The sequence below is a fragment of the Comamonas sp. CMM03 genome (genome assembly GCF_019218715.1).
GTDB classification, from domain to species: Bacteria; Pseudomonadota; Gammaproteobacteria; order Burkholderiales; family Burkholderiaceae_C; genus Comamonas; species Comamonas terrigena.
Genome location: NZ_JAHUXB010000004.1, coordinates 1 through 12,315 on the forward strand (window position 1 = coordinate 1; position 12,315 = coordinate 12,315).

Here is a 12,315-nt window from a genome sequence, read left to right on the forward strand (position 1 = left end):
ACTGAGCAACGGCCAGGAAGTGACCATCACTGTCGCAGCGGGCGCTGCCACAGGCACCGTCACCGTGGGCTGGGGCGCCGAACTGCAACCGGGCACGGTGGCACTGGATGGCTACCCCGATTCGGACTTCTTCGCAGAAGACGACGTGAGCCTGACTGTCGACGGCTTTGCGGCCGAGGGCAGCGGTGGCAATTTTGAAGACCTGGACGTGGTCAACGACAGCACCCCAGTGGTGATCGGCGACAGCATCAACACCACGACGGTGACACTGAGCGATTCGACTGTACTAGTTGGCGGGTTGATCTCCATTACTGCAACCGTCGATCATGCTCCTAAAACACAGCTGATTTTGAAGCTGAACAATGGGCAAGAAATCACGATCGAGGCAAACGCCACAAGTGGTACCGTGAGCTTTGCCAACACCAATGTAGGCGGTTCAAGCGCTGTATACAGCGTGATAGACCATGAAGGTGGAGATTACGAGGCATTGAACACGCTGGATACGGCGATCATTGACACGCCTGTGGTGCCCAAGGATCCTCTGGCGGTCAAAGATACCGGCGAGATCAATGAAGGAGCGACACAGCCCGCGACAGGGAATGTGCTGGATAACGACACCCTGGGTGATGGCACCAAGGCCGAACACAGCACCACATTGATCAGCAGTGGCCAGGGCCAGTACGGCACGATCACGTTGAATCCCAATGGTGGCTATAGCTACCAGTTGAACAACAGCAATCCTGACGTCAAGCAGATGGCCGCAGGGGATACCCTGACCGACACCTTCACTTACCAGGTGACGGACAAGGATGGCTCCACGTCAACGGCGACCATCATCATCACCATCAATGGTCAGAACAACGATGCTCCGAAGCTGATTGTCGATCCCAATGGCAACGGTAATCTGCAAGGAGGCGATGCCAACGATGTGGTGATCGGAGATATGGGCGGCGACACGCTGGTTCCGGGGGCAACGGCCAATATCGTGTTGGTGCTTGATGCTTCCAGCAGCATGTCGATGGATGGTAGTACCCGACTCGCCACCATGAAGGCTGCCGTGGTTCAAGCGCTGAAGGACCTGGCAGCTTCAGGGGCCAAAGATGTGATGGTGCATCTGGTGACGTTCGGAACCAGTTCCAAAGATCTGGGCTCCTTCCTGCTCACAAGTAACGGCGTTGATAGCCAGAAAGCGTTGGATGATGCAATTGCTGCGGTGAATAATGTGCCTGCATATAAAGGCGGTGCATACGAGTACACCAATTACGAAGCCGGGTTGAATACGGCGTATGACTGGATCAAATCAACATCGGGGACGGGAACTGATGCACCGCCGTTGGGTAATGCCAGCGTTAATAAGCTGGTGTTTATCACTGATGGTGATCCAACCTATGCGCTTGACAATAATGGAAATGGCATCAATTACATCAACACAAGTAATGGTGAAACGCTGGCCATGCAGCATGTGTTGGGGACATTTAATCCTGCTGGAACGGCCAATGATGACAATGTCAGCGAAGTGAAGCTGATCACAGACAAGGGCTTCTCCATCGAAGCAGTGGGCATTGATGTCAACAGCAGCACGGTTAATTTCCTGTCGCAACTCGAAGGGGTGAACGGAAATGGGGCCACCAGCGTGTCGAATGGTGCGCAGTTGTCGACGGTAATCGGCCAGTTGCTGGGTTCCAGCGGCGGTATCAATGCCGTGGGCAGCGACACCATCCATGGTGGTGCCGGCAATGATGTCATTCTGGGTGACAGCATCTACTCCACTGCGGCAGACAAAGGCTGGGCGGCATACCTGGCTGCGCATCCGAACGCCACGGAAGCAGACCGTCTGAATGACATTTACGCCAACCTCACCTCGGCAAACCCGACCTATGCACAAGAGGGTACGGTGGGCGGTAATGACACCTTGTACGGCGGCGCAGGCAATGACACCATTTTTGGTCAAGCTGGTGACGACAAACTGTATGGCGGAAGCGGAAACGACAAGCTCTACGGCGGAACGGGCAAAGACCTGCTGGTGGGCGGGACAGGCGATGATCTGCTGATCGGAGGTGTAGGAGCCGACACGTTCCAATGGTCGCTGGCCGATCTGGATGGTGGTGTGGACCGTGTGATGGATTTTGAGGTGACCAAAGTGACGGGGACGCCATGGAAGTACACCGTCGATTTTGAGAATTCGATCAGTAGTTTTAGCAACAGTGCTAGTGAAGTTATTCAGATCAAGGTCAATGGCGTGACTTATACGGCCTCAGGAAACTTGGGCGGTAACGGAAATGATGGCCGGTTTGATGCTGCTGCGAATGCTTTGGTGACCCAGCTCAATGCACTGGCTGGCATCGAGGCTAGCTACAACACCACGAGCAATACTTTCACCATCACGTCGGCAGATCAAGCACTGAGCATCAGCGCAACATCTACGAGCAGTGATACCTCAGGCGATATCGCGACAACCCAGGTGGGTTCGTTGACGACCTACACCGGCGATGTCATTGATTTGAGCGATGTGCCGGGCAATCTGCTTACCTTTGCCGACGTGGGCGGGAAAGCCGCCTTGCTGGTGGGTTCCGTGGGTGGGGATGTGGTGCAGACCATTGTGTTTGACAACTACACCCTGGCGAGCCTGACATCACTCATGGGTACGAATACCGCGGGCTTGACAAGCGCACTCAAGAGCAGCGGACTGTTGCTGACCGGGGCGGATGCCGTGGTCGACACGCACAAGGGCACTGGCGGTGATGACACCTTGCTTGGTTCGCCAGGCGACGACATCTTGCTGGGTGGTGCAGGCAACGACACCTTCAAGTGGAATGCTGGGGACCAGGGATCGGTCGCCGCGCCCGCCAAGGATGTGGTGCTGGACTTTGGTCATGGCAAGGACAAGCTGGATCTGAGCGATTTGCTCCAGGGCGAAGACAATGCAACGGATCTGAGCAAGTTCCTGCACATTGAGAGCGATGGCAAGGATACGGTGCTGAAAGTATCGAGCACTGGCGGATTGACAGAGTCCGGTGTCGGCTTCGACCAGAAGATCACGCTAGAAGGTGTGCAATGGAATGCTGCAGATACGGCGGCAGACCAGAATGCGCTGATCAAGAGCCTGATCGACCAAGGGAAGCTGCAGGTGGGGGGCAACCACTGACGACGACGGATGCCAGAGAAGGACATCGTCCTTCTCTGGCGCTGCCAGGTGCTGAATGCAGAACAAGAGCGCGCATGGGCATGGCTGCATGCGCTCTTTTTTTTGTTGGCACAGGCGGGCTGGTGGTTGACGGAGGCACTGGGATAATGTGCGGGCACCGGCATGCGCCCTGGAGGTGAGCGGTGAAGCATTTGCACACTTCAGTTTTTTGCGGTGCACTGCAGCCATGGGCCTGCTGCGTGGCAGGCTGTGGCTGTTTGTTTGTCTGATTGCTCCCGCCCGGGAATCTGCCTGGATTTTTTTTCATGCCCCTGTGTGTGCCCCGTCTTTTGCCAGTGCGCCGTGCGGCGCTGTGGGCATTGCGCACGGTGGCGGTGGCGGCGGTGCTGTCGGTGGGCGCTTGGCGCGCACCGGATGTGCAGGCGCTGGAGTTTCATGTACAGCAGATGCGCCAGAGCATTCAGTCCCGCTTTGGCGAGGGCGGGGTGCAGCGGCTGGATGCCTGGCTGGCCATGTTGGAAAGGTCGGCTGGGCGCAGCGTGCAGGGCCAGTTACAGGCGGTGAACGATTTCTGGAATCAGAGCGTTGTGGGTGGCGAAGACCAGCAGATCTGGGGTGAGGCCGAATACTGGGCCACCCCGCTGGAAAGCCTGGGCAAGCGCGCGGGCGATTGTGAGGACTATGTGATTGGCAAGTACTTTTCACTGGTGCGCCTGGGCGTGCCGGTGGAAAAGCTGCGTTTCATCTATGTGCGTGCCCGGGTGGGCGGCATGGGCAGCACGCAAAGCATTGCCCACATGGTGCTGGGCTATTACGAAACACCGCAGTCCGAGCCCCTGGTGCTGGACAACCTGCTGGGCACCATTCTGCCTGCCAGCCAGCGCAAGGATCTGACGCCTGTGTTCAGCTTCAACGCCCAGGGCATTTATGTCACCGGGGCGCAGCCCGCTTCGGTGGAGCGCATCAGTCGCTGGAAAGGCTTGATGGGGCGCATGCAGCAGGAAGGCATTGCGCCATGAGTCCGTCATGCACGGGATCGGCGAGATTGGTGGAGTAGGCGAGTCAGGTGGGGTCCGTGGAGTCAGTGGGGCTGGCGGTCATGGCCGCAGAGAACAAGGATAGAGGGATGAAGGTGAGGTTTGCATGTCATTGTTGAAACGTCTGTTGCTCACGGTGAGCGTGGCCATCTTGATCATTTTGTCGGGCACCTTGGCGCTGAGCATCCATGCCGCGCGCCAGTACCTGGACGGGCAGTTGCAGTCGCAAAGCGAGAACGCGGTGTCCGCGCTCGCCCTGTCGCTGTCGCAGCCGGCCAACCAGGACGAGGTCACGCGCGAGCTGCTGATGATGGCCTTGTTCGACAGCGGGCAGTTCCGCGCCATCAGCCTGACGGGCACCGAAGGCCAGACGCTGTTTGAGCGCAGCCACCCGGACACCCCGGGCAACGGGGTGGCCCCGCCCTGGTTTGCGCGCCTGCTGCCGCTGCGCGTGCCGGTGGCACAGCGCGCCATCAGCGACGGCTGGAAGCAGGTGGGCAATCTGTCGGTCACAGTGGACAACACTTTTGCGCGCGATGCCTTGTGGAGCAGCAGCATCCGCATGGGGTTGTTGGTGCTGGTGGCCGGCGGTCTGTGGGCGCTGTCGGTGGTGGGCTTGCTGAGCTGGTTCAGCCGCGTGCTGCGCGAGGAAATCTCTGCCCAGGTGATGGCTATCGGGGCGACGGCATCGGGCGCTACCGCGCCAGGCGCGGTGGCGCCGCTGCGCAGCAAGGTGGCAGAGCTGACCGACGTGGTGCACGCCATCAGCGACACCCGCGAGCGTGTGCGCGCCACGGCGCAGGAGCAGACGCAGCGCATCGAATCGCTGGAAGTGGAGCTCAACCGCGACCAGGTCACGATGCTGCCCAACCGCAAGTACTTCATGAACGAACTGCGCCGTGTGCTGCAAGGCGATGTGGGGGCAGACGGTCAGGCGCTGCCCGTGGGCGGCCATGTGCTGCTGTTCCGCCAGCGCGATCTGCAGGCGCTCAACACCTATATGACCCGCGCCCCCGCAGACGCGTGGCTGGCCGCCATGGCCGAGCGCGTGGGCCTGCGTTTGGCCGCTGAGGGGCCTGCCGGCACGCTGCTGGCGCGCCTCAACGGGTCGGACTTCATTGTGCTGATGCCGGGCATGGAAGGGCCTGCTGCCATGCATGTGGTGCAGCAGATCAAGCATGACCTGCAGGCGCTGCGCCAACCGATTGGCCCGGGCCAATGGTGCCGCTGGGCCTATGCGCTGACCGACTACGACAGCGGCGTGACCGTGAGCGAACTGCTGTCCCGCCTGGACCAGGGGCTGCGTCGCAGCGAGAGCGTGGGCCAGGAAGAGGTGGAATACCTGACCGACGCCGCACCGCGCAACACCGTGAGCGAACGCCAGTGGCAGCAGACGCTGGTGCAGGCTCTGGCCGAAGAGCGCTTGAGCCTGCAGGTGGCTGCACAGAACTATGCCGCTGCCAGCGCCGCCGTGCAGCGCCACGAAGCCTCGCTCACGCTGCAGGAAGCCGATGGCGCATTGCTGCAGGGCGCGCTGTTCCTGCCCGTGGCCGTGCGCCTGGGCATGTCGGCCACATTCGACGTACGTGCCATGCAGCTGGGACTGCAGTGGCTGCAGCAGCATGCAGGCGCCCAACTGGTGGTGAAGGTATCGCTGCCTTCCTTGTCGGATGACAGCTTCCTGCCGCAGCTGCGTGCGCTGTGGGAGCAGGCAGCGGATGTGCGCCAGCGCCTGTGGGTGGAGCTGGATGCCCACGGTCTGGTGGCCTATGCGGAAGAGGTGGAAGCCCTGGCCAGCGCTGCTGCAGCGCTGGGTGTGCACGTAGGCCTGCGCCGTTTGGAACACGAGCCCATGGCCCTGGCACGCCTGCATTTGCTGCCGCTGGCCTATGTCAAGCTGGGCAGCGACTTTGCCCAGCAGGCCGCCACCAGCCCCGGCAGCCAGCATCTGCTGCAGGCCATGGTGGCCACGGCCCAGGCGCTGCAGGTAGAGGTCTATCTGGCGGGCAGCGTGGATGCGGAGACCGCCCAGGCGCTGCAGGCGCAGGGGGTGCATGTGCCGGTGGCATAGATCTCATCGATCTCATAGATCCGCTGCAGAGGCCCTGTGCCGCACCTGCCGTCCCGTGCGGAAGATGCGGTGGGTGCTTAAAAAGAATAGCTGCTTGTGTAGGCTGTGCCTTCATGAGCGGCTATTTTTTATGGAAATTCGGGGGCGGCGCAAAGCCCGTCTTGTCCGCGTGCAATGGCTATCTGCTCTGAAGGGGGCGGCTTGTTGACCCCGCGTGGCAATGGTTGGCAGCGGTTGGCAATAGCTGGCGGCACATCACAACCAGTGCCCGTCGCGCGGTGTGCCAGCGCATCAGCGGCGTTGCGGATGGGTTGTTGAGGTCGCTCAAGGGGAGGCGTCTTTTTCGTTGCGCTCGAGATACATATAAGTGGCCTCTTGGTGAAAAGAGGGCGGGAACTGGCGTGGCGGCCAATGGTCGCCTTGTAGGCAATCTCTTACGATGTATGCACAAACAGCCTGGAGCGATGGCCCCCCGCATCGACATCTGGGCACTGCTTACTGAAAGAGGCTGCACTTGGCTACGACAACTGTTCTGGTTGCCCAACTCACCGGGCAAGCGTGGGTCCGCGATGCGGATGGAAATCTGACCCCCCTGCGTGAAGGCATGCGCATCCCCGCCGATGCACAGGTGGTGACTGCTTCCGGCAGCACCGTGCAGTTGCAGGCAGACGGCCAGCCCCCTCTGACGCTGGGCGAAAACCAGGATGTGGCCCTGGCGCCCGAAGTATTTGAAGACGTGACCGCCGCGGAAGCCGCCGTGCCTGCGGTTGCAGACCCGTTGCTGGACAACCTGATTGCCGCCATCAATGACGGCCAGGATCCTTTGGCTGAACTCGATCCCACCGCGGCCACGCTGAGCGGCGGTGGTGGTACCGGCAGCACCTTTATCCGTCTGGCCGATGTGGTGGAAGTGACATCGCCGCTGGCCTTGGTCTACCCACGTGGTGCCCCTGCAGTGCAGTTTGACCGCATTGGTGGCGGAACCGCCGTGGCTGCGGTTGCAGCGACCGAGGCGCCTACGGAGGCTCCGACTGAGGCGCCTACCGAAGCCCCGACTGAGGTCCCCACGGAAGCGCCGACTGAAGCCCCTACCGAGGCTCCGACGGAAGCACCGACTGAGGCGCCTACCGAAGCTCCAACCGAGGCACCCACGGAAGCGCCTACCGAGGCCCCGACCGAAGCTCCTACGGAAGCTCCGACTGAAGTGCCAACAGAGGCGCCCACGGAGGCACCTACCGAAGCCCCGACGGAAGCCCCGACCGAGGCTCCTACAGAAGCCCCGACGGAAGCCCCGACCGAGGCTCCTACAGAAGCCCCGACTGAGGCTCCCACGGAAGCACCTACAGAAGCCCCAACCGAGGCTCCAACGGAAGCGCCGACTGAGGCTCCGACAGAAGCACCGACGGAAGCACCGACAGAGGCGCCTACGGAAGCTCCGACTGAAGTGCCAACAGAGGCGCCCACGGAGGCACCTACCGAAGCCCCGACGGAAGCCCCGACGGAGGCTCCTACAGAAGCCCCGACCGAGGCTCCTACAGAAGCCCCGACTGAGGCTCCCACGGAAGCACCTACAGAAGCCCCAACCGAGGCTCCAACGGAAGCGCCGACGGAAGCACCGACAGAGGCGCCTACGGAAGCTCCGACTGAAGTGCCAACAGAGGCGCCTACCGAAGCCCCGACGGAAGCACCGACCGAGGCTCCAACGGAAGCACCGACCGAGGCTCCAACCGAAGCCCCGACGGAGGCGCCTACTGAGGCTCCGACAGAAGCACCTACGGAAGCGCCGACTGAGGCTCCGACAGAAGCACCAACCGAAGCTCCAACCGAAGCCCCGACTGAGGCACCTACGGAAGCTCCGACTGAGGCACCGACTGAAGCCCCAACCGAGGCCCCTACAGAGGCTCCAACGGAAGCACCTACCGAAGCCCCAACCGAGGCTCCCACCGAAGCACCTACTGAGGCGCCCACGGAAGCTCCGACGGAAGCTCCAACTGAGGCCCCAACGGAGGCGCCTACGGAAGCGCCTACCGAGGCTCCGACCGAAGCACCGACTGAGGCCCCAACCGAAGCCCCAACCGAAGCCCCGACGGAAGCCCCGACGGAAGCTCCAACTGAGGCCCCAACAGAAGCTCCGACTGAGGCTCCAACAGAGGCGCCTACGGAAGCTCCGACTGAGGCTCCAACGGAAGCCCCGACCGAGGCGCCCACCGAAAAACCGGAAGTCCTCGCCATCACTGGCGGAAAGGTCACGGTGGCGGAGGCTGACTTGGCAGCGGGCAACGCTGTCGCCTCGGGATCGTTCAGCATTACCTCGAACAAAGGCATTGCGTCGATCACGATTGCAGGCACGCAGATCAATGTGGGCGATATCGTTGCAGGCACCAAGGTTTCAGCGCCCGGTGGCGAGTTGACCATTACCGCTTTCACCAAGACAGCCACTGGCTACGAGGTGGAGTACGAATACCGCCTTACCGATGCGGTGTCGCACGATCCGTCCAAGGGGGAAGACACCGCGCTGGATCTGGAGTTGGATGTCTCGGTGACCAGCACCACTGGCGCGTCTGAGTCCAGCAATATCGCTGTGACGGTTGAGGACGATGTGCCCGAATTCTTCGGCAGCGAAGATATTCAGACCGGCAATGCGGTCGGCGAATTCTCCGGGGAGATGACTTTCTCCAAGGGCGCAGACAGCGACGGGTTCACGCTGAAGATTGCCGACATCGCCAACCTGCCCAGCGGCTGGACCTACAAGTCCTCCAGCGATGGCGGGAGTGCGTCTGTCTTCGACGCGGCGGGCAAGGAAATCTTCCAGATCACGCTGGCACAGGACGGTTCGTATACCGTCAAGCAACTGGCGCAGCTGTCGCAAACCGAACCAGGCGGGTTGGACCAAGGTGATTTGAAGCCTGGCAATTACAAGAATGGTTTCCAGCCGGAAGGCTCGGGGCTGACGATCACGGCGTCCGACAAGAACGGGTCCGCCTCTGTCAATGTCAGCGGCCAGGGCATCGGTGTGGCCAACAACCATGTGCAATCGGGTGAAAAGCTGGACTTCGCATTCAAGGATGCGGTGAGCGAGTTCACCATCACCATCGACCGCAACAATGGCGGCGACCCCGGCAAGTACACCACCATCTGGGTCAATGGCACGGCCTATGAGGTAGCGTTGACGGGCAACTCCTGGGTGATTTCGGCCGAAGCCCTGGGCATCACCGGCGGCATCAAGGACGTGGTCTTGGAGGTCTCCGGTCCTACCAACGGCAAAGATGCACCCAAGTTCACGGTGGAAGGTGCGGAGTGGCAGTCCATGCCCAAGGATGTCAACGTGGACTTCGATGTCAACGTGAAGGGCACGGATGGGGATGGAGATCCGTTCGATGGCGGATTCAATGTGTCGAACGGGCACAAGCCAACCGAGCCGACCAATCCCGCAGGGGATCCTCCGGATGTGAGCATCTCGCTGGCAGAAGAGGCGCGCCACACGGAAGTCACTTATACCAAGGGCGACTCCTCCATCACCGTGGGTGACGGTGGCGTGGTCGTGGACGGCATGGGCAAGACAACGGTGACTGCCGTGACCTACGACATGGGTGTAGGCACCCAGTCCCATGCGGTGGTCATCAACCAGGTGGGCTACAACCACACCACGGTGAAGGGGACGACCAATGTGGTGGGCACCTGGGACCAGGCCAACCAGAAGCCGGTGGACATTCTGGTGCTGCCCAAGCCGCTGGACCAGTACGACCTGTCGGGCCTGGTCTATCAAGGCGGAAGCTGGAAGGGCACGATCAAGGACAAGTCATCGCCAGACACCTTGTCGCTGACCCTGGATCGTTTTGCCGGCATTGTCTTTGGCGACGGCCAGACCATTGATGGCGGGATGCCTGGGTTTGAGCAGCACCTGACCGATCAGGTGACGCTGGACCTGGATGCCCTGCTGACGCAAGGCGATGCGGGCGATGCAATGTCCGATGTGGAGGTGCGCGGCCTGGGCGATGCCAAGGTGGTGTCGATCGAACACAACGGCAAGACCCTGGTTGAAGGCACGGACTACTCCTTGCACGATGGCGTGCTGACCTTGCACAACCCGAACGGCGTGAGCCTGGCCGATGTGAAGATCACGCTGGACGTGCCGCATGGCAGCCCTGCGCTGGACCTGACGGCGGATGTGTCGGCCTCGGGCAAGTACGGCAGTGACAACGCGTCGGATGACCTGACCGTGGCAGTCCCTGCCGTGGTGGTTCCGGAAGTACCTGAGGTGCCCGGCGACCCGGACCCGGTGGTCAATGCGCCCGAGGTGCAGCTGGAGATCACTGCGCACAATGTTGCCAAGGATCCGCTGGAAGGCACGACGGCCGTCAACGGCGGTGCCAAGGACCCCAGTGGCAATGGCTTCAACTTGGATGCTGCCGGCAACGTGGTGGCCGTGGGCTTCAACGTGCGGGTGTGGGGTACGTATTCCACCAGAGGGGTCGATGGCACGGGCAAGAATCCGATCAACGACTTTGACTCCAACGGCGATGGCAAGAACGACATCCTCGTTTACAAGAACGGTGCGTTCAGCGAGGCCCAGTACGGCGAAAACCTGATCCGCATTGGCTACGACACCAATGGCCAGGCCAACACCAACTCGGCCGCTGCCAACAAGACCGACCTGTTCCTGCTGCACAGCAGCAGCGGTACCTGGTCGGGCAATGGCAATGTCTCGGATGGCGAGTACGGCTCCTGGCGTGCGTTCAACAACTTCACGGGCAACACCGGAGCCAAGGGCTCTACGGCGCCGGACTACGCGATCCTGATTGGGGACGCCGCTTCGGGCGCCAAGATCAATACGCCGACGGCCAATAATGCCAGCACCCAGGTCAATGTGCTGGAAAGCCTGAACATCTCCACCAGCACTGGCAAGCAAGTGGGCCAGGGCATGAACAAGGTGGAAGGTGTCTTCGCTGGCGGCCAGCTGGTGGTGAACACCCCGGGCCACACGGATGTGAGCAAGCTGACCACGGTGCCCGCCACCGCCGATGCAGCCGAGTACATCGTGACCATCACCGCCACCTTGGCGGATGTGGATGGCAGCGGTGAAGTGCTGTCGCAGCATCTGACCCTGGAAGGCATTCCTGCCGGGGCCAAGGTGGTCTACAACGGCGTGGAAGTCGCGGTGGTCGATGGCAAGGTCCATATTGACGGCGTGCTGGCGGACAACGGCCAGTCTGTGCATGCGCAGCTGACCATCACGGGGGCCAAGGATGCCGACTTCACGCTGACGGCGCATGCGCAGTCTGCGGATGCACACGATGCATCGGCCACGGCCGATGGCCATGACGCCTCCAGCGTGTTGGCCGGTGCCGACGCAGCGGACACACTGCTGGGTTCCGACGACGATGACCTGCTGTTTGGCGGTGCCGGTAACGACAGGCTGGAGGGCGGCAAGGGCGACGACCACCTGTATGGCAGCAAGGGCAACGATACGCTGCTGGGCGGTGATGGCGACGATACCTTTGTATGGCTGAAGGGCGACGAAGGCACGGCCAAAGCGCCAGCGGTGGATACCGTCCAGGACTTCGGCAACGGCAAGGATGTGCTGGACCTGAGCGATCTGCTGCAGGGCGAGAACAAGTCCAACCTCAGCGATTACCTGGGCGCCTCCACCGAAACGGTGAACGGCAAGTCGACCACGGTGCTGAACATCTCGACCACGGGCCATCTGGGCAGCGAAGGCGCCAACCAGAAGATCGTGCTGGAAGGTCAGAACTACGACACCACCGACCAGGCCAAACTGGTGCAGGACCTGATCAGCCAGGGCAAGCTGCACGTGGATCTGTAAAGCCACGGGCCGGCGCCTGTGTGCTGCAAGGTGCACGGGCGCTGTGACCACCAGAGCTGCTTGCGCCTACGGGCACGGGCAGCTCTTTTTGTTGGCAGCCTCTGAGGCTGCGTGCCATCTGCCTTGATGGCCTTGCCCTTTCTGCCTGCAGGAGCGGGTGGGCAAGGCATGAAGCCGTGGCGCTTGGTCGCAGAACCCGTATCGGTGAAAATCGCCTGGGGTTGAGGTCATCACCAGA

General features: G+C 61.5%; 4 protein-coding genes and 1 pseudogene. All 5 read left to right on the plus strand.

What is annotated here, in order from left to right; genetic code table 11:
* Positions 1-19 precede the first annotated feature (19 nt).
* Positions 20-3,145, plus strand: coding sequence for a type I secretion C-terminal target domain-containing protein (locus KW830_RS13960; RefSeq protein ID WP_218333503.1), 3,126 nt, complete (start codon positions 20-22; stop codon positions 3,143-3,145).
* Positions 3,146-3,450: 305 nt separating this feature from the next.
* On the plus strand, positions 3,451-4,164 hold the full coding sequence (locus KW830_RS13965) for a transglutaminase-like cysteine peptidase (RefSeq protein WP_218333504.1): 714 nt from the start codon (positions 3,451-3,453) through the stop codon (positions 4,162-4,164).
* 124 nt (positions 4,165-4,288) lie between these two features.
* Entirely contained in the window at positions 4,289-6,253 is a 1,965-nt protein-coding gene (locus KW830_RS13970; RefSeq protein WP_218333505.1) for a LapD/MoxY N-terminal periplasmic domain-containing protein, read from the plus strand.
* A 514-nt stretch (positions 6,254-6,767) separates the two neighbouring features.
* Positions 6,768-7,181: pseudogene (locus KW830_RS21555) on the plus strand (retention module-containing protein); the annotation flags it as partial.
* Positions 7,182-8,519: 1,338 nt separating this feature from the next.
* Positions 8,520-12,077, plus strand: a complete 3,558-nt coding sequence (locus KW830_RS13975) for a calcium-binding protein (protein WP_255578399.1) — start codon at positions 8,520-8,522, stop codon at positions 12,075-12,077.
* The last annotated feature ends 238 nt before the right edge of the window (positions 12,078-12,315 follow it).